Source organism: uncultured Hyphomicrobium sp. (assembly GCF_902826555.1).
Lineage (GTDB): Bacteria > Pseudomonadota > Alphaproteobacteria > Rhizobiales > Hyphomicrobiaceae > Hyphomicrobium_C.
In genome coordinates this window covers 4,191-25,311 of sequence record NZ_CADEFI010000037.1, presented here as the reverse complement: position 1 = coordinate 25,311, position 21,121 = coordinate 4,191, and the positions used below count along the sequence as shown (strand labels likewise).

The following is a 21,121-nucleotide window of genomic DNA, read 5'->3' as shown; positions in this document are numbered from 1 at the left end:
CCGGATCATTTTTTTCGGCAGAAGGTGTCGCTTCTAACCCTTCTGCGCCGCAAGGGGGAGAGTTACCACGACCCGGAGGCCCGGATCATTATCTTCGAGACGCACGCTCCCGTTGTGCAAGCGCGTAACGGCAGCGACGAGACTCAGGCCGAGGCCCGTGCCGGGCTGGGTGCGGCTTTTTTCGAGGCGCACGAAACGGCGCAGTGCGCGCTCGCGATCCTTGGCCTCGATGCCGGGGCCACGGTCGCCAACCGAGATCTCGGCCGCGCCCGCTCTGGCGCGAGCCTTCACTGACACCGCCGCCTCGCCTGCCGGCCGCTCAGCGGCCGCCTCGGCCGAATACTTGATGGCATTGTCGGCCAGATTGGCCACGGCCTGACCGACGAGCTGACGATTGGCGCGAACCTCGATGCCGTCCTCGACCTCGATCGACAGCATCAGGCCCGCCTCCTCGGCGACAGGCTCATAAAGCTCGGCCACGTCGCGCACGAGCTTGCCGAGGTCGAACACCTCCGCGCTCTCCTCGACGACGCCGGCCTCAAGCCGCGCGATGAGGAGGAGCGCATTGAAGGTCTTGATGAGGTCGTCGGCCTTCTCGATGGCGCCTTCCAGGCCTTCGCGATAACCCTCGGCGCCGCGGGATTCACGTAACGCGGCCTCGGCGCTGTTGCGCAGACGATTGAGGGGCGTTTTCAAATCGTGGGCAATGTTGTCGGAGACTTCACGCAACCCGTTCATGAGCTGCTCGATGCGGTCCAGCATGCCGTTGAGGTTTTCGGACAGCTCGTCGAGCTCGTCGCCGCGGCCCGTCACCGGCACGCGGCGCGCGAGGTCGCCGGCCATGATCGAACGCGTAGTGGCGTTGATCGTCTCGACGCGACGCAGCACCGTGCGTCCCACCGCGAGACCGGCGATCACGGCCGCGATTGCGAGCACGCCGAAGCCCCAAAGGAACGTGCGCTTGATGTGGTCGGCAAGTGCGATCTGCTCCTCGATATCGCGACCGACGACGAGGCGCTGGCCGGATGCGACCGCGACCGGCAGCCCCACGGCGAGGCGTTCGGCACCCGGCGCGTCGCCCGCGCGGGTGTAGCGGAACACGCCGCCGGTCGGGCTCCCGGCGACATCCTCGGGAAGCGCGGGGAGATTTCCGGCAAGCTTCGCGCCAGATGCGTCCGCGAGATAATAGAGGCTCGTGCCATTGACGCGGCTGCGCACGCGGATCCGCTCGGCGAACCCTTCCGGTGGCGCGACCTGGGCTTCACGGGCAAGCTCTATTGCCTCGCCGCGCAGCTCCTCGACCACGTGGTCGGTCAAAAGGGTGTTGGTCTGCCAGAAGAGCGCGCCGACGATCAGCGCCGCAACGATGAGGAATGCGGTCGCGCTGGCGGCGGCGAGGCGAAACGCCTGCGTCGACATGGTGCGGGAGATATGATCAGAGAGCGCCGTCACGGACCATGTATCCGGCACCGCGCACAGTGTGAAGCAGCGGCCTGTCGAAGCCTTTGTCGATCTTCGAGCGCAGGCGCGAGACGTGCACGTCGATGACGTTGGTCTGCGGGTCGAAGTGGTAATCCCACACATTCTCGAGAAGCATGGTGCGGGTCACCACCTGGCCGGCGTTCTTCATCAGATATTCGAGCAGACGATACTCGCGCGGCTGGAGCTGGATCGGCTCGCCGGCACGCGTGACGCGGTGCGACAGGCGATCGAGCACGAGATCGCCAACCGCATAGCGCGTCTCCTGCTCCTCGGGGATGGCGCGGCGCCCGAGCGCCTCGATGCGCGCAAGCAGCTCCGTGTAGGCGTAGGGCTTCGTCAGGTAGTCGTCGCCGCCTGCGCGCAGGCCCTTGACGCGGTCGTCCACGTCGCCGAGCGCCGAGAGGATGAGGACGGGCGTACGATTGCCTTCCGTGCGCAGCGTCTTCACCACCGTCAGGCCGTCGAGACGCGGCAGCATGCGGTCGACGATCAGGATGTCGTAGGTGTTGGTCTGGGCCATCGTCAGTCCGGTCTCGCCGTCGCCGGCGACGTCGGCGGCGTGGCCGCTCTCCTTCAGCGACTTCTGGAGGAAATGCGCCGTCTCGCGGTCGTCTTCGATCACCAGAACGCGCATCGGTGGCCTCGCCCTCGTCTCCGTCCCCCGTGAGATACATCGGGGCGGCCCAGCTGCTCAAGAGCCGGGCCGCCCCTCTGCTTAACGCTCCGTGCTGCCGGATCAGCCCTTTTTGAGCTGGATCGGTACAATGCGGCGCTGGTCGGCGGACTTGATGTAGAGCATGACCGCCTTGCGGCCGAGCTCGGTCGCCTTCTTGACGCCGTCGGCGACATCGCCCGGACCGGTGACGGTGTTGCCACCGACCTCGAGGATCACGTCGCCGGCCTTGATGCCCTTCTCGGCGGCATCCGAGTCGGGATCGACCTCCGTCACGGACACGCCCTCGCCGCCACCCTTGGTCGGCGCCAACGTGAGGCCGAGCTGCTCAAGCGCGGTGTTGGTCGGGTCCTCGCTGCCGCCGGGCTTGCCCTGCTCCAGCTTGGCGATCTCCTCGGACGAGCCCGGGAACTTGCCGAGGCGGACCTTGACGGTCTCCTCCTTGTTGCCGCGCCAGACCTTCACATCGACCGTGGTGTCGGGCGCGTAGTCGGCGATCTTGCGAGCCAGATCGCGGCTGTCGGCGATCTTGTCGTTGTTCACTTGAACAATCGCGTCCTGGACCTTGAGACCCGACGACGAAGCCGGACCGTTGGGTGTGATCTCGCTCACGAGGGCGCCCTTGGGCTCGGAGAGACCGATGGCAGAGGCCGTATCCTCGTCGACGTTCTGGATCTTCACGCCGAGCCAGCCGCGGCTCACCGAGCCGCTCTTCTTGAGCTGGGCGATGACGTCGGTCGCCGTGCGGGCCGGGACGGCGAAGGCAATGCCGACGTTGCCGCCAGACGGAGAGAAGATGGCCGTGTTGACGCCGATGACCTCGCCCTGCAGGTTGAAGGTCGGACCGCCGGAGTTGCCTTTGTTCACGGCCGCATCGATCTGGATGAAGTCGTAGGGGCCCGAGCCGATGTCACGGCCCTGCGCCGAGACGATGCCGGCCGTGACCGTGCCGCCGAGGCCGAACGGGTTGCCGACCGCAAGTGCCCAATCGCCGACGCGCGGCGACTTCTCGGAGAACTTCACGGCGTGGAAGGTCTTCGAAGACTTGATCTTGAGAAGCGCGATGTCGGTGCGCGGATCGGTGCCGATCAGCTCCGCCTCCAACTTCTCCTGATCGTCGAAGCTGACCTGGATCTTGGTCGCGCCCTCGACGACGTGGTTGTTGGTGACGACGAAGCCGTCCTCAGTGATGACGAAGCCCGAGCCCTGCGCCTGCGTCGGGCGCTGCTGCTGGGGCATGTTGCGGAACTCCTTCGGCAGATTCTTGAAGAAGTCGTAGAAGGGGCTGTCCTCCGGAATGTCGGGGAAGCCTTCGGGCAGGCCCTTGGCGTTCTTGTCGCTCTTGCCGCCGGCTACGACGGAAATGGACACCACGGACGGCTTCACCTTCTCGATGATGTCGGCGAAGCTCAAGGGCGCGCGGCCGAAGGGCGTCTCGACGGACGGCGCATCGGGGGCGAGCTGGGCGAACGCCGGCTTGATCGCGAGCCCACCCATCAGGATGCCCGCAGACGCAAGTGCGGCAACGGTTGCGTGTGCCATCCGGCGCGCCGAAGCCGCATTCGACCCACCGTGCGACGCTGGCCCGGTCTTTGCTCCGGACGTCTTGTCACCGGAAATAAGCATTCAAGTCCTCCGCTCTAAAGCGCTGAAATCGACTGTCACCGGCAGAGGTAGTCCTTCCGGCCTTACGGCTGCCTTTCGGTCACGTTAAAGGTTGGTAATGAGGGGTTTCTTGCGCCGTATCCATGCCTTGCACGCCGTTCCGACCGGTCCGCGCCGGCGCGTGGACGTGGCCGTCCTGGCCGGACTCGCGGGGCTCGTCACAGCGGGACCGGTTGTATTGGCCGGACCGTTCACGGCAGACGGTCCCGGAATCGGACACTCGCGGCCCACCGTGGTGCAGCGGATCGCCGTTTTCGGCACCGACGACCGGGTCGTCCTGCCGGCGGACAAATCGGCGCTCAGCCGCTCGGTCGGTCTGCTCTACGAGGGGCGCTCGCACTCCGTCTGCACGGCATTCTGCGTCGGCGACGACGTGATCGCCACGGCGGGTCATTGCCTGTTCCGTACCGAGGGTGAGCGGCCCTTGCGTCTCAAGGGCGTCGAGTTCCGCCTCCAGCCGCACGGCGGCGCGGCGGCGAGCTCGCGTATTGCGGGCAGCGCACATAACAGCGAAGCCCAGCACGTGGCAGCGGGATCGCTGAAACTCCGCGTGAAGCCGCCGATCGATGCGGCGCAGGACTGGGCGCTTATCAAGCTCGCCTCGCCGATCTGCAAGGGGAACGTACTTCCCGTCAGCCGCCAACCCGCGCAGGCACTCGTCAAGCTCTCGGCAGCGCAGCGCGTCTACCAGGTGAGCTATCATCGCGATTTCGCGAATTGGCAGCTCGCGCTCGGCATGCCGTGCGCCATCCGTCGCTCGTTCGAAGGCGCGGACTGGAAGGCGATCTCCAAGGATTTCGTGGATGCGGAGCACGTGGTGCTGCACACCTGCGACACGGGTGGGGCATCCTCCGGCTCGCCGATGCTGATCGACGGCCCGTCGGGGCCAGAGGTGGTCGGCATCAACGTCGGAACGTATCTGCAGGCCAAAGTTCTGACACAGCGGGGCGAGGTGGTGCACCGCTACAAATCGGAGACGGTGGCCAACACTGCCGTCGGGTCCGGGGCCTTCCGGCCGGCGCTCGAAGCGCTGTCGCGAGCGGACATCCTGGCGACGCGCGGGCAGGTCAAAGAGCTGCAAAGGCTCCTCGTCGCCGAAGGGCATTACGGCGGCCCGGCGGACGGCATCTACGGGCCGCAGCTCGGCGCCGCGGTGCGCACGTTCGAGCGCAGCGAGGGGCGGAGCGAGACCGGCCTTGCGACCGTGATGCTTCTGAAGCGGCTCGCGGCGCGCGAGGCCGAGCGGCGCGGGGGCACTCCGGGTGCGAAGCCGCCCGCCGAGATCGAGACCGGCAGCGTCGGCTCGCATGAAGTCAGCGGCGACAAGGCCCGGTTGCCGGCTCGCGGCAGCGTTCTGCCCTAGTCCTTCTTAAGAAGAGCGTCGAGTGCGGCCTGCTCCTCGGGCGAAAGGCGGTTGTCCGAGACGGCGACGGGCGTTTGGCGTGTGCGGCCGAACGCGTTCCACAGGATGAGCACCGCGCCCGCGAGCGCGATCAGCGGCATCAGCCAGAGGAGAAGCGTCGCGGCCGAGAACGGCGGCTTCAAGAGTACAAACTCGCCGTAGCGTGCGACCACGAAGTCGCGCACTTCCTGGTCGGAGTCGCCCGCGGTCAGACGCTCGCGGACCAGCACGCGGAGATCATGCGCAAGGGGCGCATCGGAATCGTCGATCGACTGGTTCTGGCAGACGAGACACCTGAGGCCGGCGGAGAGATCGCGTGCGCGCTTTTCCAGCGCCTTGTCGGGTAGAACCTCCTGCGGCGTGACGGCGTAAACCGGATCCGGTTGCACAACGCTGGCGACGAACACGCCGGCAATCGCCGCGGAGAGGATGCGTCTCGCCAAGCGCCTCATGATCCCCTCACTCGGCCGGAACGCCAGCCGGCGCACGGGAGGCCCGGCTTGGAGCGCCGACGCGAAGGCGGCGATCCGACAGCGAGATGGCACCGCCGAAGAACATGATCAGCGCGCCGAACCAGATGCAACGCACGAGCGGATGGAAGTAGAGGCGCACCGCGAACCCGCCGTCCGGCTGCTGGTCGCCGAGCACGGCGTAGAGGTCACCGCTCCAGGCGGCATAGATGCCCGCTTCCGACGTCGGCTGCGGCGGGGCGTCGTAGATGCGCTTCGACGGCTCGAGGCGCGTCACCGGGGCGCCGCCTCGCGTGACGTCGAAGACGCCGATGCTCTCGGTGTAGTTCGGACCCTTGGACGGCGCGGCGCCCTTGAAGGCGAGCTCGAAGCCGGCGATCTCGGTCTTGTCACCCGGCTTCATGAGCAGGATGGCCTCGCTCTTGTAGGCGGTCGTGCCGACGATACCCATCACCATCAGGCCAACACCGAAGTGGGCCAGCGTGGTGCCGATGCTGGCCCGCGGCAGGTTGATCAGGCGGCGCCAGGATTCGGCTGCCGGCGCCTGCCCGAGCTTGATGCGGAACGCGATCTCGGAGAGCGCTCCCACCATGACCCAGACGCCGATGGCGAAGCCGAACGGCGCGAGCCAGGGCCCGCGCTCGGCATACGCGAACACCGCGACAAGGACGAGCGCGGCCAGAACGGCGGCGGCGACCAGGCGCTCCATGACCGCCGCGAGGTCGGCGCGTTTCCAGGCCAACAGAGGCCCCAGGGGCAGCGCGAGAAGGAGCGGCAGCATGAGCGGCACGAACGTCATGTTGAAGTAGGGCGCGCCGACGGAGATCTTGGCGCCCGTCAGGGATTCGAGCGCAAGCGGATAGAGCGTGCCGACCAGCACCGTCACACAGGCGATGGTGAGCAGCACGTTGTTGAGGACGAGTGCGCCCTCGCGCGAGATGGGAGAGAAGACGCCGCCCTGCTGCAACTCGCGTGCGCGATAGGAAAAGAGCGCCAGGCCGCCGCCCGTGAACAGCATCATGATCGAGAGCACGAAGACGCCGCGGCCGGGATCGACGGCGAAGGCGTGCACGGAGGACAGCACGCCCGAGCGGACCAGGAACGTTCCCATCAGCGAGAGCGAGAAGGTCAGGATGGCGAGCAGAATGGTCCACACCTTGAGGGCTTCGCGTTTCTCCATGACGAGCGCGGAGTGGAGAAGCGCGGTGCCAGCCAGCCATGGCATGAAGGAGGCGTTCTCGACCGGATCCCAGAACCACCAGCCACCCCAGCCCAGCTCGTAGTAGGCCCACCAGGATCCCATGGCGATGCCGATGGTGAGGCACATCCAGGCCAAGAGAGTCCAGGGGCGAACCCAGCGCGCCCAGGCGGCATCGGTGCGTCCCTCGATCAGCGCGGCGACGGCAAACGAGAAGGCCATCGAGAAGCCGACGTAACCCATGTAGAGGAACGGCGGATGGAAGGCGAGCGCGGGGTCTTGCAGGATCGGATTCAATCCGTTGCCGTCGAACGGCGCCGGATCGAGGCGCTCGAACGGATTCGAGGTGATGAGGATGAAGAGCAGAAAGGCGACGGCAACCGAGCTCTGCACGGCGAGCACGTTCGCCTTCAGCGTCGCCGGAAGGTTGTTGCCGAAGACCGCCACCGCGGCGCCGAAAACGGCGAGGATCAGCACCCAGAGGAGCATGGATCCCTCGTGGTTTCCCCAGACACCGGAGATCCGGTAGATCAACGGCTTGGAGGAATGGGAGTTGGCGGCAACGTTGGCGACCGAGAAGTCCGAGGTGACATAGGCGTGCATCAAGGCGAGGAAAGAGATGAGAATCAGCGCGAGCTGGCTCAAGGCCGCGGGCTCGCCAAAGGCCATCAGACGCCGATCTCGCTTCTGCGCGCCCCATGCAGGCACGATCATCTGCGCCGCCGCGACCAAGAGCGCCAGGATCAGCGCGAAGTGTCCGATCTCGATGATCACTGTGTCATCCCTTCGGGGTGCTCTGCGCCCTCGCCGAGTTTCACGCCTTTTTCCTTCAGCGCCTTGGCAACCTCGGGCGGCATATAGGTTTCGTCATGCTTGGCGAGCACGGTGTCGGCAACAAAGTGCCCGTCGGGGCTCAGTGTTCCCTCCGCAACGACGCCCTGCCCCTCGCGAAACAGATCCGGCAGAATGCCCTCATAGCTCACCGGGACCTTCTGCAAGGTATCCGTGACCGTGAAAGCGACCTTGGTTCCGTCCCCACGCACGACCGAGCCCTGCTCGACGAGACCGCCGAGGCGGAAGCGCGCGCCGGGCGCGATCTTGTGCTCGGCCACATCGCTCGGCGTGTGAAAGAACACGATCGCCTGGCGAAATGCGAACATCATGAGGATGGCGGCCAGCGACAACACGCCGACACCCAGACCGATCAAGAGCCCTCGCCTCTGCTTGCGGGTCATCGCGGGTTCGCGGGCTCCTTTGTTGGATCGGCGATGCCGAGGCCTGCCGCTGCTTTGTCGATCTCGTCGAGCGCCGGCCGATCGCCTGCGAAGTTCTGTCGCGCGCTGGCGACGGCGCCCTCAGCGTCGTTCTCGCGTCCCATCACCTTATAGGCGCGCGCGAGCCGGATCCATCCGTCGAGATCCTTACCATTGTCCTTGAGACGGGCGGCCAGACGATCGACCATTCCGGTGATGAATGCTTCGCGCTCGGCCGCCGACATGCCCGCTACGTCGGGGGTGGCCGCGTCCGGCGTCTCGGCCGGCGCCGCGGAGGGGGCATTCCCGACCGGCTCGCCCTTGATCTTGCGTTCGACAACCGCAAGGCGCTCCACGACCGTCGTCCTCCAGGAGGCATCGGCGGGGGCCTTGGCGAGGATGTCGCGATATTCCGCGGCGGCGCCGGGGAGGTCGCCGTCCTGCTCCTTGGCAAGGGCGATCCATGCGCGCACCTCGATGCGCTTCGGCTCCAGCTCGAGCACGCGCAGCGCGGCCTTGCGAACCGGCTCGGTGACGACGCCGCCCTCCGCCAGCAATGTCGCTTCGGCAAACCCGAGCAGGCGACGAACGGATTCGCCTTCGAGGCGGTTCGCCTCTGCAAACGCGTGCGCGGCATCGCCGAACCGCTGAAGGCGGAGATAGACGGGTGCGATGACGTCCCACCCCTTGCCGTCCTCGGGATGTTCGCGCAGACGCTCCTCCACGCGCGCGATCAACTCGCCGACATTGGATTGTCCGGCGTCGGCTTCCTTGCGCTCCTGGAACGGAAGATCCGGAAGGTGGGGCGATCCCTCGACAATGTAGAGTCCGATGCCGATCACGGGCAGCAGGGCGGCAATAGCGACATAGATCCTGCGGGCGCGCACGAGGCTCGCGGCATCGTCCGAAGCGCGACCGCCTTCAGAGGCCGTACCGCTTGCGCGCTTCAAGAGGCGGCGGGCGATTTCGGCGCGCGCGTTTTCGGCCTCGGCCGGGTTCAGAAGACCGCGGTCGCGCTCGGCATCAAGCTCGCGCAGCTGGTCACGATAGACGGCAAGATCAGCCGACTCGGGCTCGACCGCGGCGACCGTCGCCTCGCGCAACGGCCGCAGCAGCAGCGTGACGACCGCCGCCGTCAATAAAGCGAAGCAGAGCCAGAGCAGCATTTAGAAGCCTTCTAGAGCATCGTCCCGGGTTCAATAGGGGCGAGGGCTCTGGCTGACAAGTGTCGCTCTGCGAGATGGAAAAGTTTTGACGTCGCAGTCCGGCGTTTCCGCGCGATTTTTCGCAAGGGTGCGCGTGCTGCACTGCGGTACGAAGCGACGACGTTACGGCTCTGATCGGGCGCGTGCGGGCTCAGCCTACGTTGCTCCACGTGCCGTCCGGGTTGCGGCAGGCGGTGCCGCGCATGGCCTGGGGCTTGCCGTCGATGTAGATCTTGTGGGTGTAGTCGCGGCAATCGACCGTGCCGCGCTTATAAGGACGGCTCGGCACGACCTCACCGTAGCGACCATTGTCGGGGTTGCGCCACTGACGGGAAACGCCCGACTGGCCGCGCTCCAAAGCGTCAAACTCCGCGTCCTGCGCGAGGCGGCGATCCTGCGCATCCATCGAACGGCCGATCTCGCTGCCGACGATCCCGCCGACGACGGCACCGATAGCGGTGGCCGCGATATTGCCGCCGCCTTTGCCGACCTGGTTGCCGAGGATGCCGCCGGCGACTGCACCAACCACCATGCCGGTATCGGCCTTGCTCGGACCATCGGGTCCGCAGCCGGCAAGTCCAATCGACAGCGTCAGAAGCGCGGCGGCGCCAGTCGTGCGCATGCAGATCCCCGTTTTTGCCCGCAGGTCATGCTCGCCTGCAAGTCGTAATGGCAGGACGGTCCGCGGAGACAACGCGCACTGCACTCCGCCGGGCCACCTCATTCTGCCCAAACACTGCCCAGAATGTGACTCGTCTTCAAGCACATCCGTTTGTCGGTTTCTACCGGGATTCAGGCGAAAGTAGGGTATTACCCACCGGTCCAGCCTCGTTCCGCCCATTCCGCGCCGACCGTTGCCCCGCCTTTCCACAGGATCGCCCGCAATTCAGGGTTGCGGGGTTTTCCGACGTTCCGGCGTGTCGACTGTGCCTGCCAAGGCGAGGGGGAGCGCGATCTCGACGCGCAGGCCGCCCATCGGGGACTCGGTGAGGCGCATGCTGCCGCGATAGGACTGCACCAGATCCGTCACGATGGCGAGACCGAGGCCGGACCCGGGCTTGGTCTCGTCCAAGCGGACGCCGCGCTTGCCGATGCGGGCCCGCTCCTCCGCCGAGAGGCCTGGACCGTCGTCGTCGATGTAGATCTTGAAGCGGCTCGGCGGCCGGCGGCTGATGCCGGTTTCGACTTCGACCGCGACCTTGCTTTTCGCCCACTTGCAGGCGTTGTCGCAGAGATTGCCGAGGATCTCCTCCAAGTCCTGACGCTCTCCGGCAAAGCGAACGTCGGGATGGCAATCGATGCTGATGGCGATCTTGCGGTCGCGGTGAATGCGCTCGAGGGCGCGCTGCAACGGTTCCAGCGTGCCGAGCACCGGCGTCGCGCGTCCGATAACGCCGGCGCCGGCCGCGACGCGCGCGCGGTCCAAGTAATGGTTCACCTGATCGCGCATGATCTCGGCCTGCTCGACAATCTTCTTGCCGAGGGTGCTCTTGTCCTCACGGGCCTCGTTGGTGATCACCGCAAGCGGCGTCTTCAACGCGTGAGCGAGGTTGCCGACCTGCGTGCGCGCGCGGTCGATGATCTCCTGGTTGGAGGCGAGCAGCGCGTTGAGCTCCTCCTGCAGCGGCTCGATCTCGGCCGGGAATTCGCCATCGAGCCGTTCGGCCTGGCCGGAGCGGATGCTCGACAGCCCCTGCTCGATGCGGCGCAGAGGCAAGAGGCCGAAGCGCACCTGGAACAGCGTCACGGCGACGAGCCCGACGCCGGTCAGAAACAGCGCGGTTGCCAAGCGGGTGAGAAAATTGGCGAGGCGGCTATCAAGCCAGTCGATGGGACCGGCGACGATGATCGAATAGCGCGGACCCTGGCCCGGCGGCCCCGGATTGTCGATCAACTCCACGAGGCGGATGCCCTCGCCGCCGGGTCCGTCGGCGTTCATCCAGCGGGCGCCGTCGGCGTCGGCGTTGATGCTGTGCTCGATCGGAAGCTCGATGCTGGAGTCGCCGAGAGAGACCGAGCGCAACGTCGGCGCGTTCTTGTTGTCGATCGGCGCGATCTGCCAATACCAGCCGGAACGGGCGTCCTCGAACAGCGGCTCGTAGCGGTTCTTGGGGGCAATGGGCAGCGGACCGCCGCCCATGCCGTCGACGGCGATCGACGTGACGAGCTTCTCGAGGCGCGCATCGAAAGCCGTCTGAAGGTCGTCGCGGTAGAGCTGGTAGATGATGACGCCGGCGATCGGCAGCACCAGTAGCACCCATGCCGCCGATGTCGCGAACAGCCGGAACGCGAGCGACTTAAGTTTCATCGGCGCCGCGGCTCATGCGATAGCCGAGCCCGCGCACGGTCTCGATCACGTCGGCCGGGATCTTTTTGCGCAGGCGGCCGATGAACACCTCGATGGTGTTGCTGTCGCGGTCGAAGTCCTGCTCGTAGAGATGCTCGACCAGCTCGGTGCGGGATACCACGCGGCCGCTGTGATGCATCAGATAGGCGAGCAGTCGGTACTCATGGGAGGTGAGCTTTACCTGCTGGCCATCGCAGGTGACGCGCGACGACTTGGTGTCGAGGCGCACAGGGCCACACTCGATCTCGCTGCGGGCGTGGCCGGAGGCACGGCGGACCTGGGCGCGGACGCGCGCCAGCAACTCCTCCATGTGAAAGGGCTTAGCGAGATAGTCATCGGCGCCGGCGTCCATGCCGGAGACCTTGTCGCTCCAGCGGTCGCGCGCGGTCAGGATGATGACCGGCATGTTGCGGCTGGCGCGGCGCCATTGCTCAAGCACCGAGATGCCGTCCATTTTAGGAAGGCCGATGTCGAGGATGATGACATCGTAGGGCTCGGTGTCGCCGAGGAAGTGTCCTTCCTCGCCGTCGAATGCGGTATCGACGGCATAGCCGGCGCCGGTCAGCGCCGTGTTGAGCTGTCGGTTCAGGTCCCTGTCGTCTTCTACGACGAGTATGCGCACGTGAGCTCTCTTGGCGTGGGTTAAGGTGGCGGCTTGCCGGGACTATAGTCGCCCGTCCCTCACCGGCCTAGAGTGTTCGCGATTCCGGCGCAACCGAGGCGGCCGGCCGGCAATCGCTCCCGCTCCCAACCCTTAACGTCCCGAGGCGACGGACCCGTCGCCCCGTGCGCGGAGATCATCTTAACCTTTCGATTTGAGGAGGCTCCTCTGGATCGGGACGGTCGCGCGCATGCGGCCGTAGATCGTCAAGAGGGTGCCGAACAGAGCGCCAACGGCTTGCACAGCGTCGACGACCTGCCGGCCGGCGTCCTGAACCAGGTCGCCGCTGACATCAACGCCAGTCACCGGCGCCAGCGCCGGCACTACGGTCGAAAGGATCGTGACGATGGTGCCCCAGATGGTGATCGAGTGGCCCCACCATTTGCCGGCGGCGGGATCGGCGGATGTCGCTGTCATATCGATGTCTCCTTCAGAGTTTGGGGTCGGGTGTGCTTGCTTGGCGGTCATGGCGCGGGCCGCCTGCAGAGTTGCATCGACGCGGCGTAGCCAGCCGCGGCCGAAGCGCCAGAAGTGGGGAAGCGCTCGGTAGCGGCGGATGCGGATTGCGGCGTAAACCTCGAGGGTGGCGTCGAGCGGCGCTCTGGCGACGGCAGTGCGCGTCTCGGGACCGACCTCGCCGTCCACACCTGCGTCGACAGCCTCTTGCAGAAAACGGATGGCCGTGCCGACGCCGTGGTTCACGGCCGCATCGAACTGCATCAGCGCGAGTGGAGCGGGCAGATCGGCGCAATGGGCGGGATCCCAATAGCGGCGGCGATAGATCTCGCGCACGGTCGCGGGATCGATGGCCTTCAAGTCGCGGACGAGGCTGGCGCGGTTTGCGGCCGACAGCGTGACTTTGCGCCAGGCGGCGAACACGCCGAGCGTGATGCCGCGGTTGGTGGGCCCGCCGGGATCGTGGGGATCGTCGGTAAATCCACCTTCCATTTCGAGCACGTGCGCGAGCGCGCGCTCGAAGATCGCGTCGCTCTCCGCGACCGTTTTGACGTCTTCAGGCTCGGCATCCGCAGCGCCCGGCCAGCGCAACGCCAGCACGCGCGATTTCGGGAAGAGCGCAACAGAGACAGCGTTCTTCTGATTGCCGCCGAGCAGCACCATCTCATCGTCAGTCTCGCCGAGCCAAAAGGCGACATGTCCTTGCTCCGGGTTGCTGCCGCGCGACAGCACGGCCACGGCGCCGATGCGCGGCGTATCGAGAGACACGCCCCACGTCAGATAGGAGCGCGCCAGCAGCGAGCGCGTCGAGGCGATGCCAGCCCGCTCCAGGCATGCGCCCAGAAAAGCGTCGCACCAGGCGGCATCGAACTGCGGTCCGCGCAGGCTGTCAGGATCTTCGGCAGAGAACATCTGAGCAATCGCACCGTTCGGCCAGACGAGTTGAGACTTCGAAACCTCAAGCTCGGGGCGCTCGTCCTCGCGATGGACCGCGAGCAGTCCCGAGACGCCTTCAATCATGACGCGGCGCACGTCTGCCAGCGTCTCGCCGACGAGCGCGATGCGCGTTGCCGCCTCATCGCCGAGCGGCGGGATACCAAGTGCCTTGGCGCGTACCCATTCGGCGCCTGCGCGCGTCTTGCCGGCGCCGCGACCACCGAGGATCAGCCAGACGCGCCAGTCGTCGCCGGTCGCGGTCGAGTGCGGCGGAAGCTGATCGTCGCGCGCCCAGAGCTGCCAGTCGGACAGGATGAAGTGAAGCGTGTCAGGGTCGAGGCTTGCGAGATCCTCGCTTAGTCGCCCCGCCGCTGCCGAGGCGCTCAAGACGCTCCGCAATCTCGCGGCGCATGCGCTCCGCATCGGCTCCGGCGCCGGCTCTGCGCCTGCCGCTTCCATCCTTGTCGAGCTCAGCGACGGCCTCCGTGACCTTCTCGAAATTGTTGATCAGGGTGGCGAGGGCACGGCTCTCGCGCTCCTCGTCCTGGGCCGAACGGGCTTCACCGCTCGCCATTCTCGTCTCCATATGCTCGAGCTTCAGACTGATGGCGCGGTAGAGGCGTCCGATGAGCGCCCGCTGCGACCCGCGCGACGGCAAGGCACTTTCCTGCCCTTCGTCGCTCGGCTTTGCGGGCACAGACGCCACTCCGCGGCGTCGGCGTTTGCCGCTACCGGTCGGATCCATATTGTATGAGGTGTTTTCCCAGGCGTTGGTGTCGAGCCATCAGCGACACTCTTCCAGCCATAGGAAAATACTACAGATCTACCGTTGCGCTGTCAAATACAAAAGAGAACATTTCTCATTTATTGTTTTGAATGCATCTCTTTCGTGAATTCTATTCTTTGCAATACTCGACCTTTCAGAATATCCGCACGGGCGCTGCCGGGGATAACTCGATCATGCCGTACCGGTTTTGCCCCTTACAAGTGCGTCGCCGGCCTTTCTGGAGCCGCATAAATAACCATAATGCCAGTGTGATTTGAGTCCGCGAAACCGAACCGGGGTGGGGCAAAGCCTTCTCCGCCGAGTTTGGTTGCCTTGACTGCACAAGACACGGGATTGGCACGTTGAGCGATTGGTTTTTCAAGCGCGGACGCCGCGAGGGCATCGACTGGATGGCCCTTGACTCGCGTCTCGATTCCTCGGTCTCGGAGTTCCGATCGCGCGGCAAAGACCTCTGGGATGCCGGCTCCAGCTTTTTTGCGCGCTTCAAGCTGACGGGGTGGCGACGGCTCCTCAACGAGGGCGCGTCCGAGGCGCTCTCGCTTGCAACGGGCGGATTGTTCGTTCTCTACGCGCTCGCCTTGCCGGCCTTCCTCGATTTCGACGAAGGACGCTTTCTCACCGGCAAGTACAGCGTCAAATTTCTCGATGCTGCCGGCAACGAGATCGGTCAGCGCGGCATTCTGCACAACGACGCCGTGCCGCTCGAGGAAATCCCGGATGCCGTGATCAAGGCGACCCTCGCCACCGAAGACCGCCGCTTCTTCGAGCACTTCGGCATCGACGTGCTCGGTACCGCGCGCGCTCTGGTGGAGAACCTGCGCGCCAACGATGTCGTGCAGGGCGGCTCCTCGCTCTCGCAGCAGCTCGCCAAAAACCTTTTCCTGTCGTCGGAGCGCTCTCTCGACCGCAAAGTCAAGGAGGCGTTTCTTGCGCTTCTGCTCGAGACGCGCTTCACCAAAAAGGAGATCCTCAAGCTCTACCTCGACCGCGCCTATCTCGGCGGCGGCGCATTCGGCGTCGAGGCGGCGTCGCAGTTCTATTTCGGAAAATCGGTGCGGGAGGTGAACCTCGCCGAGGCGGCGATGATGGCCGGCCTCTACAAAGCGCCGACGAAATACGCGCCGCACATCAACCTGCCCGCTTCACGCGCGCGCACGAACGAGGTGCTGCAGAACCTGGTCGAAGCCGGGTTCTACACGCCCGCCCAGGTGCACGAGGCGCGCCTGCATCCGGCGCAAATCGTCGAGACGCGGGCCACCACCAGTCCCGACTGGTTCCTCGACTGGGCTTTCGAGGAAGTGCAGCGTCTGGCGGAAGGCAAGAACCAGTACGTGCTCACTGCGCGCACGACCGTCGACCTTTCGATGCAGAAGCAGGCCGACGAGGCGCTGATCACGTTCCTCAAGCAAAAAGGCCGGGGACTGCGCATCAACTCGGGTGCGCTCGTCGCGCTCGAAACGGACGGCGCGGTGCGCGCCATGGTGGGCGGACCGGATTACGGCGAGAGCCAGTTCAATCGCGCCACCCATGCACGCCGCCAGCCCGGATCGTCGTTCAAGATCTACGTCTACGCTGCCGCGCTCGAGAATGGCTACACTCCGAACTCGATCGTGCGCGACTCCTCGCGCTCCTGCGGGCGGTGGCACCCGCAAAACTATGGCGGCAGCCACGGCAGCGGCGCGCGTATGCCGCTCTGGATGGCGCTCGCGAAGTCTCTCAATACGGTAGCCTCGGAGCTGTCGTTCGCGGTCGGCCGCGAGAAAGTGATCGAGATGACGCAGCGGCTCGGCATCACCGGCATCCGCAAGTCCTGCTCGATGGCGCTTGGAGACTACGGCATCACGCCGCTCGAGCACGTCGGTGCGGCCGCCACCTTCGCCAATGGCGGCAAGAGCGCAAAGCCGTACGCCATCCTGGACATGGTCAACTCGAAGGGCGAGATGATCTACAGTCGCGAGCACGACGAGTCGGAACCGGCGCAGCTGGTCTCGCTCAAGGTTGCCGAGGGCATGAACCAGATGATGCAGAAGGTGGTGACCGACGGCACCGCCCAACGTGCCGCGCTCGATTTCACCAACGTCGTGGGCAAGACCGGAACAAGCTCGGGCCCGAAGGATGTCTGGTTTGTCGGCGCCACGGGAAAGTACGTCGCCGCCGTCTGGCTCGGCAACGACGACAACCGTCCGATGGCGGGCGGCAACACCGGAGGTCAGCTGGCCGCGCCGCTCTGGCACTCCTTTATGTCGGTCGCTCATCGCGACATGAACATCCCGACCCTGCCCGGCCTTGTACCGCATCCGGTTCAAGTCGCAGAGCAGCAGCGCATCGCGGAGCTGAAGCTCACCAATCCCGCTGCCGCAGCCGCCGAGCTCGGGGCGTCGAAGCCTGCCTCGCCCATCATGACCGAGCCTGCGCGCGACGCGCTGAAGCGCATTACGGCAGCGCTGCGCAAGGCCGCTGGCGTTGCGGAACCACCGCCCGGCGCACCTCAGCCGGGGGCTCCAGCTTCGCCGACGCCAATCGACGGACGTTCTCCGCCTCCGCCGGCACCGCCGCCGCGCGGAAACCGCGCCGATCTCAATTCCCGGCCGACGCTTGCTTCCGAAACGAGCGGACGAGATACCCTCGCCGCTCCTGTCCTGCCTTGATCCATGTCCGTAGCCAGCACCTTCCGCTCCCTTACATCGCTCAACTTCATGAGCTTCACGCTGCACCGTCTCAAGAAGCGGATCGCGGCGCTGATCTCCTATACGACCGACTGGGCCCTCTTCATCGGTATCGTGCTGATCCTGGGCCTCGGTTCGAGCTGGTACATGATCGAGCGCGGCTCGGCGCTGAGCACCGTGAAGGTGGGGCCCTGGGTGTCCTGGATCTCGGCCGGGCGCACGGATGCCGACCCTTATACGCGCGCCTACGAGGCTCGCCTCGGCGTGCTGCCGCTCAGCACGGAAAACTCGCAGACGTTCATTGCGCTCGCCGACAGTGACGGGCGCACGCTGCACTCCTCGTGCACCTATACGATCGTGGGGCGCGAGATTCCGAATTTCTGGTGGAGCCTCACCATCTTCGACGCAGAAGGCCGGCTCATTCCGAACGTGCTCGGCCGCTCTGTGTTCACTAGCGACACCATGGCCATCAACCCGGACGGAAGCTATGCGGCGACGCTTTCGCGCGACGCTCATGGCGGGAACTGGCTGCCGACAGGCGGCGCGGGGCGGCTGGCGTTGGCCTTCACCGTTCTCGACCTCGGAACGCGGGCCGTGGCTCAGGAAGGCGAGGTGGAACGCATGGTTCCCACCATCATGCGCAAGGGGTGCTGATCCATGCTGAAGTGGCTCTGGGCGCGCGTCACGTCGATCAATATTCCCCTTGCGGCGGCAGCGCTCTTTGCCGCCGGGATCCTGCACATCCTGGCGACGCTCGCGACGCCGCATCTCATTCCGACGTCGGGTTACGGCCGACTGGCGGGCGACCTTCCCGAGAACAGCATGCAGATCCTGCCGGTGGTGGCACCGGACGCGCAGCCTCTGCCGTTCCTATCGCCGGACGCGCGCTATGCGATTTGCCGGTTCGATACGCGAGACGGGGCGGTGAGCCTTACGGCGATGCTGCCGGATCCCGGCTGGGTATTGGCGCTGTTCTCGCCTGCTGGCGACAATTTCTTCACATCGGTCGCCTCGCCCGAACGGCGGCCGGAGGTCTCGATCCTGCTCGTGCCGGGCGACGACACATGGCGGGGCGGGGCACAGGGCGCGGGAGCGGCGGTGGTGCAGGAGAATACGCTGACGATTCCGGCCAATGAAGGAATCGCCCTCATTCGCGCTCCGGATCGCGGAGAGGCTTACCGTCCGCGCGCCATGGCCGAACTCAAGCGGGCGAGTTGCCGGTATCGCCGGACGCGCGCGTCGTGAGATCCGACGCAGTGGCGTCAGTCGTCGAGCTCGAGATGATCGCGACGGCGCGCGCGACGCTTGGGCTTGGCTGTCTCGGGCTGGGCTTCCGTCCGGCGCTCGTAGCGGACGCCGGGAAAGAGCACGATGTCGGCCGGCGCGGCCCCTGCTGTCTTTCCATTCATTTGCCGACAATGTAACGCCGGCTGCTTGAACTCCAGAATGCTGGCCATCGCGTGGGTCCCCCGTACCCTTGCACCCTCTGGTCTGTCTCAAGCCCGTTCCCCCTCGGGCACCGCTCAGATCGCGGATGTATCGATCTCGCTGCTGCTTTGGTTAACAAAAGGTTAACGCACAGGGGCGCGATGCGGCGGCGTGCGGAGAGCGTGTCTCGGAAGCCTCAGATCTCGGTCAGCCATCCTTCGAGTCCGTGCTCGCCGTCGCGCGCCTCGACCTCGATAATCCAAAGATCGGGATCCGTACGCGCCTCGCGTTCGAGGAGGCTTTCAACCTCGAGGTCGGAACGCGTCTCGCCTTTGAAGAAGGCGACCCAGCGGCGATCGGTTTCCAGCCCCGAGAGACTGGCCGGGGCCGGGCCGAAGAGGGTCGAGGTGCCGTCCAGGCGATTGATGCGGATGTAGATCGCGCCCGCATCGTCGTCGCCGTGGCGTACGACAAAAGCCTGGCGCCCGGCGCTCCCCACCCGGCGCACGTAGGCCTTGACCCAGATTTCGGATTTGAGCCGCATCGTTTCGGCCTTGCTTCGAGAGATACCGGGCGCGAGCGCAAGCGAAGGCATGCCTTCGGCGGCTTCGCATTCGGCCGTCAGCCGGTGTGCACTATTGCGTGGCCGTCTGCAGGGCGTCGCCTGCAAGGTTCGCGAGCTTTGCCAGCAGCTCGCCTGAGATACGGCCGGTTTCCTTGAGCTTTCGGTCCAACTCGAACTTCCGGATCGCACGTCTCGTGCTGTCGTTCAAGCGCCCATCGGGCAAGGTCGTGATGTAGCCGAGCTGGCGAAAGGCGCGCTGGACGGCGCGGATGACCGCCTCTGCCTCGGGGCCGGGCGTGTCCTGGGCGCCCGCTTGCCTGCTGTCGGCCGATCCCAGAACGATGTGTTGGAGCAGCGACTGCTGGGGCTCTCCTGTGAGCGGCAGCCCGGCATCGGACTCGTAGGCCATTATGGCACCGCGCGTGACGAGACCCGGCACGCCATCGACGGCGCCGGTTTCATAGCCCTTGGCCTTGAGCTCGCGCTGAATGGCGCGGACAAGATCGGAGCGATCGGTCGTGTTGGGCAAGGGGTGGACGGCGCCCGTTTCCAGCCGCGGAACGACGGTGTCCTTCCTCGCGGAGACCATCTTGGATTCGGAGGGCGCACTCGCCGCCGGGGCCGTCCAGCCGGCCATGGCGTCGGAGGCGTGATCGCGCGCGGGCGCGGCGCTCGCCAATTGGCGGCTCGGAGGCTGCAGGACAAAGATGTTGGTGGCCATTGCGCCGGAGAGCAGCGCAAACGTCAGGAACGCAAATCTCACAACAGCTGGCGACATGGCTGAACCCGACAAGACACGCTACAGGCCTTCGGCCGAGTATCGCGAGGCGGGCGTTAACATCGCGTTAACCTGAAGCCTTCCTCAAAGTTGCAGCCACTTTGAATCGATAAAATTGGTCTCAAGTTTTCCGATAACTTGCTTCAACATCGTCTTAAATTTTCGTGCCCGAGGCGGGGCTTCCTCAAAATCTTTGCCGTAGCGTCCGGGCATCGGGGCCTTCCAGGGTCTCGAGCATTCGTGACTGGAGCTATCGCCTGCCATGAGCTTGTTCAGGATTGCCGTCGTGCTTTCGCTTGGCGTCGCCGTGATGCCATCCGACGAGGAGCAGCAAGCCGCGCTCTACGAGCGGGCCGCCACGGCTGCGCATTGGACCGTGACCTACTGCGACCGTAACGGGCAGCAGTGCGAGATGGCCGGACAGTTCTGGGAGACGTTCCTGGCCAAGGCGCAATTTGCCGGCAAGCTCGCCTACGACGTCGCCATCCGCGCTTCGTCGGAGACCATGCAACGGGATCCGCTCTCGCCGCAGCTGGCGAGCGAACGCGGTACGCTGAAGGCCGATGATCTCGCGCCCCATTGGCAGGGTCGCGGGAAGCCGCAGGGCGACATCTAGCGCTCATTTCCCGTTCGGCACGCCGAAAACCGGTTTCCCCTGTCGCCGGAACCCCTATATGTCCAACGTGGCAGCCCCGGTCGCGGCTGCGGCGAGGACGTAAAGGCATGACGATCGCAAACCTCAAGTCGGATTTCGAGCTCCTGGACGACTGGGAGGACCGCTACCGCTACATCATCGAGCTGGGGCGCGGACTTTCACCCTTCCCGGATGCGCTTCGTTCGGAAGCGACGAAGGTGCGCGGCTGCGCGAGCCAGGTGTGGCTCGTGAGCGCGGCCCGCGACGGGGAAAACGGCGCCGGCCCGGTTCTGCATTTTCAGGGCGACAGCGATGCGCACATCGTGCGCGGCCTGATCGCCATCCTGTTCGCGCTCTATCAGGACAAACCGGCGCGCGAGATCTTGGCGATCGAACCCGAGACGGTGTTCCAGGCTCTCGGCCTCAAAGATCACCTGACACCGCAACGCTCGAACGGGCTCGCCTCGATGGTCGAGCGCATTCGATCGGATGCCCGCGCCGCGCTCGCCTAGCCT

General features: G+C 65.8%; 21 protein-coding genes. 6 read left to right on the top strand and 15 right to left on the bottom strand.

From position 1 onward, the window contains the following. Positions 1 to 33 precede the first annotated feature (33 nt). The 3 genes from QZV93_RS14095 to QZV93_RS14085 all read right to left on the bottom strand — a co-directional run bounded on the left by QZV93_RS14095 (position 34) and on the right by QZV93_RS14085 (position 3,697). On the bottom strand, positions 34 to 1,452 hold the full coding sequence (locus QZV93_RS14095) for an ATP-binding protein (protein ID WP_295559265.1): 1,419 nt from the start codon (positions 1,450 to 1,452) through the stop codon (positions 34 to 36). Beyond that, positions 1,436 to 2,116, bottom strand: coding sequence for a response regulator transcription factor (locus tag QZV93_RS14090; RefSeq protein WP_295559264.1), 681 nt, complete (start codon positions 2,114 to 2,116; stop codon positions 1,436 to 1,438). Before QZV93_RS14090 ends, QZV93_RS14095 begins: the two co-directional genes overlap by 17 nt. 102 nt (positions 2,117 to 2,218) lie before the next feature. Next, the gene (locus tag QZV93_RS14085; protein ID WP_295559263.1) at positions 2,219 to 3,697 is read right to left on the bottom strand and encodes a Do family serine endopeptidase; all 1,479 of its coding nucleotides are present in this window, start codon (positions 3,695 to 3,697) and stop codon (positions 2,219 to 2,221) included. A 181-nt stretch (positions 3,698 to 3,878) separates the two neighbouring features. On the opposite strand from QZV93_RS14085, the gene QZV93_RS14080 reads away from it, so the two are divergent. Continuing rightward, complete coding sequence (locus QZV93_RS14080) at positions 3,879 to 5,183, top strand: peptidoglycan-binding protein (RefSeq protein ID WP_295559262.1); 1,305 nt, start codon at positions 3,879 to 3,881, stop codon at positions 5,181 to 5,183. On the opposite strand, the gene QZV93_RS14075 is transcribed toward QZV93_RS14080, so the two are convergent. The 9 genes from QZV93_RS14075 to QZV93_RS14035 all read right to left on the bottom strand — a co-directional run bounded on the left by QZV93_RS14075 (position 5,180) and on the right by QZV93_RS14035 (position 14,445). Next, on the bottom strand, positions 5,180 to 5,674 hold the full coding sequence (locus QZV93_RS14075; RefSeq protein ID WP_295559261.1) for a cytochrome c-type biogenesis protein: 495 nt from the start codon (positions 5,672 to 5,674) through the stop codon (positions 5,180 to 5,182). The genes QZV93_RS14080 and QZV93_RS14075 overlap by 4 nt on opposite strands. A 7-nt stretch (positions 5,675 to 5,681) precedes the next feature. Then, positions 5,682 to 7,664, bottom strand: a complete 1,983-nt coding sequence (locus tag QZV93_RS14070; protein WP_295559260.1) for a heme lyase CcmF/NrfE family subunit — start codon at positions 7,662 to 7,664, stop codon at positions 5,682 to 5,684. Beyond that, the gene (gene ccmE, locus QZV93_RS14065; protein ID WP_295559259.1) at positions 7,661 to 8,125 is read right to left on the bottom strand and encodes a cytochrome c maturation protein CcmE; all 465 of its coding nucleotides are present in this window, start codon (positions 8,123 to 8,125) and stop codon (positions 7,661 to 7,663) included. The genes QZV93_RS14070 and ccmE overlap by 4 nt, the downstream gene beginning before the upstream one ends. Then, on the bottom strand, positions 8,122 to 9,309 hold the full coding sequence (ccmI, locus tag QZV93_RS14060) for a c-type cytochrome biogenesis protein CcmI (RefSeq protein ID WP_295559258.1): 1,188 nt from the start codon (positions 9,307 to 9,309) through the stop codon (positions 8,122 to 8,124). The genes ccmE and ccmI overlap by 4 nt, the downstream gene beginning before the upstream one ends. 190 nt (positions 9,310 to 9,499) lie before the next feature. After that, positions 9,500 to 9,970 carry an RT0821/Lpp0805 family surface protein gene (locus QZV93_RS14055; RefSeq protein ID WP_295559257.1) on the bottom strand — a complete coding sequence of 157 codons (471 nt, stop codon included), beginning with the start codon at positions 9,968 to 9,970 and terminating at the stop codon, positions 9,500 to 9,502. A 264-nt stretch (positions 9,971 to 10,234) separates the two neighbouring features. Then, the gene (locus QZV93_RS14050) at positions 10,235 to 11,656 is read right to left on the bottom strand and encodes an ATP-binding protein (protein WP_295559256.1); all 1,422 of its coding nucleotides are present in this window, start codon (positions 11,654 to 11,656) and stop codon (positions 10,235 to 10,237) included. After that, positions 11,646 to 12,317, bottom strand: coding sequence for a response regulator transcription factor (locus QZV93_RS14045; RefSeq protein ID WP_295559255.1), 672 nt, complete (start codon positions 12,315 to 12,317; stop codon positions 11,646 to 11,648). Before QZV93_RS14045 ends, QZV93_RS14050 begins: the two co-directional genes overlap by 11 nt. 180 nt (positions 12,318 to 12,497) lie before the next feature. After that, positions 12,498 to 14,171, bottom strand: a complete 1,674-nt coding sequence (locus QZV93_RS14040) for a TIGR02594 family protein (RefSeq protein ID WP_295559254.1) — start codon at positions 14,169 to 14,171, stop codon at positions 12,498 to 12,500. Next, positions 14,077 to 14,445, bottom strand: a complete 369-nt coding sequence (locus QZV93_RS14035) for a hypothetical protein (protein ID WP_295559253.1) — start codon at positions 14,443 to 14,445, stop codon at positions 14,077 to 14,079. The genes QZV93_RS14040 and QZV93_RS14035 overlap by 95 nt, the downstream gene beginning before the upstream one ends. A gap of 431 nt (positions 14,446 to 14,876) precedes the next feature. Here QZV93_RS14035 and QZV93_RS14030 point away from each other — a divergent pair, with 431 nt between their 5' ends. The 3 genes from QZV93_RS14030 to QZV93_RS14020 are packed head-to-tail and all read left to right on the top strand — an operon-like array spanning position 14,877 to position 18,446. Then, positions 14,877 to 17,183 (top strand): PBP1A family penicillin-binding protein, encoded by a 2,307-nt coding sequence (locus QZV93_RS14030; protein ID WP_295559252.1) that lies wholly within the window; start codon positions 14,877 to 14,879, stop codon positions 17,181 to 17,183. A 3-nt stretch (positions 17,184 to 17,186) separates the two neighbouring features. Further along, positions 17,187 to 17,855: a DUF1214 domain-containing protein gene (locus QZV93_RS14025; RefSeq protein WP_295559251.1), complete on the top strand. Its 669-nt coding sequence runs from the start codon at positions 17,187 to 17,189 to the stop codon at positions 17,853 to 17,855. 3 nt (positions 17,856 to 17,858) lie between these two features. Continuing rightward, entirely contained in the window at positions 17,859 to 18,446 is a 588-nt protein-coding gene (locus tag QZV93_RS14020; RefSeq protein WP_295559250.1) for a hypothetical protein, read from the top strand. 17 nt (positions 18,447 to 18,463) lie between these two features. Here the strand turns inward: QZV93_RS14020 and QZV93_RS14015 are convergent, their stop codons facing one another. The 3 genes from QZV93_RS14015 to QZV93_RS14005 form a co-directional block, all read right to left on the bottom strand. Continuing rightward, complete coding sequence (locus tag QZV93_RS14015; protein ID WP_295559249.1) at positions 18,464 to 18,658, bottom strand: hypothetical protein; 195 nt, start codon at positions 18,656 to 18,658, stop codon at positions 18,464 to 18,466. Positions 18,659 to 18,825: 167 nt separating this feature from the next. Next, positions 18,826 to 19,173 carry a DUF1491 family protein gene (locus tag QZV93_RS14010; RefSeq protein WP_295559248.1) on the bottom strand — a complete coding sequence of 116 codons (348 nt, stop codon included), beginning with the start codon at positions 19,171 to 19,173 and terminating at the stop codon, positions 18,826 to 18,828. Positions 19,174 to 19,264: 91 nt separating this feature from the next. Continuing rightward, a complete protein-coding gene (locus QZV93_RS14005) occupies positions 19,265 to 19,972 on the bottom strand; it encodes a peptidoglycan-binding domain-containing protein (RefSeq protein ID WP_295559247.1) in 708 nt (235 codons plus the stop codon). A 262-nt stretch (positions 19,973 to 20,234) separates the two neighbouring features. Between QZV93_RS14005 and QZV93_RS14000 the strand changes: the two genes are divergently transcribed. Next, positions 20,235 to 20,588 carry a hypothetical protein gene (locus tag QZV93_RS14000; protein WP_295559246.1) on the top strand — a complete coding sequence of 118 codons (354 nt, stop codon included), beginning with the start codon at positions 20,235 to 20,237 and terminating at the stop codon, positions 20,586 to 20,588. Positions 20,589 to 20,695: 107 nt separating this feature from the next. Beyond that, positions 20,696 to 21,118, top strand: coding sequence for a SufE family protein (locus QZV93_RS13995; protein WP_295559245.1), 423 nt, complete (start codon positions 20,696 to 20,698; stop codon positions 21,116 to 21,118). Positions 21,119 to 21,121 lie beyond the last annotated feature (3 nt).

What these genes read in the sequence shown, in the direction of transcription:
- QZV93_RS14000 (WP_295559246.1), top strand. Translation starts at nt 20,235, where the DNA reads ATGAGCTTGTTCAGGATTGCCGTCGTGCTTTCGCTTGGCGTCGCCGTG.
- ccmE (WP_295559259.1), bottom strand. Translation starts at nt 8,125, where the DNA reads ATGACCCGCAAGCAGAGGCGAGGGCTCTTGATCGGTCTGGGTGTCGGC.
- QZV93_RS14020 (WP_295559250.1), top strand. Translation starts at nt 17,859, where the DNA reads ATGCTGAAGTGGCTCTGGGCGCGCGTCACGTCGATCAATATTCCCCTT.
- QZV93_RS13995 (WP_295559245.1), top strand. Translation starts at nt 20,696, where the DNA reads ATGACGATCGCAAACCTCAAGTCGGATTTCGAGCTCCTGGACGACTGG.
- QZV93_RS14075 (WP_295559261.1), bottom strand. Translation starts at nt 5,674, where the DNA reads ATGAGGCGCTTGGCGAGACGCATCCTCTCCGCGGCGATTGCCGGCGTG.
- QZV93_RS14025 (WP_295559251.1), top strand. Translation starts at nt 17,187, where the DNA reads ATGTCCGTAGCCAGCACCTTCCGCTCCCTTACATCGCTCAACTTCATG.
- QZV93_RS14080 (WP_295559262.1), top strand. Translation starts at nt 3,879, where the DNA reads ATGAGGGGTTTCTTGCGCCGTATCCATGCCTTGCACGCCGTTCCGACC.
- QZV93_RS14085 (WP_295559263.1), bottom strand. Translation starts at nt 3,697, where the DNA reads ATGGCACACGCAACCGTTGCCGCACTTGCGTCTGCGGGCATCCTGATG.
- QZV93_RS14040 (WP_295559254.1), bottom strand. Translation starts at nt 14,171, where the DNA reads ATGCGGAGCGCATGCGCCGCGAGATTGCGGAGCGTCTTGAGCGCCTCG.
- QZV93_RS14010 (WP_295559248.1), bottom strand. Translation starts at nt 19,173, where the DNA reads ATGCGGCTCAAATCCGAAATCTGGGTCAAGGCCTACGTGCGCCGGGTG.
- QZV93_RS14050 (WP_295559256.1), bottom strand. Translation starts at nt 11,656, where the DNA reads ATGAAACTTAAGTCGCTCGCGTTCCGGCTGTTCGCGACATCGGCGGCA.
- QZV93_RS14005 (WP_295559247.1), bottom strand. Translation starts at nt 19,972, where the DNA reads ATGTCGCCAGCTGTTGTGAGATTTGCGTTCCTGACGTTTGCGCTGCTC.
- QZV93_RS14090 (WP_295559264.1), bottom strand. Translation starts at nt 2,116, where the DNA reads ATGCGCGTTCTGGTGATCGAAGACGACCGCGAGACGGCGCATTTCCTC.
- QZV93_RS14055 (WP_295559257.1), bottom strand. Translation starts at nt 9,970, where the DNA reads ATGCGCACGACTGGCGCCGCCGCGCTTCTGACGCTGTCGATTGGACTT.
- QZV93_RS14015 (WP_295559249.1), bottom strand. Translation starts at nt 18,658, where the DNA reads ATGGCCAGCATTCTGGAGTTCAAGCAGCCGGCGTTACATTGTCGGCAA.
- ccmI (WP_295559258.1), bottom strand. Translation starts at nt 9,309, where the DNA reads ATGCTGCTCTGGCTCTGCTTCGCTTTATTGACGGCGGCGGTCGTCACG.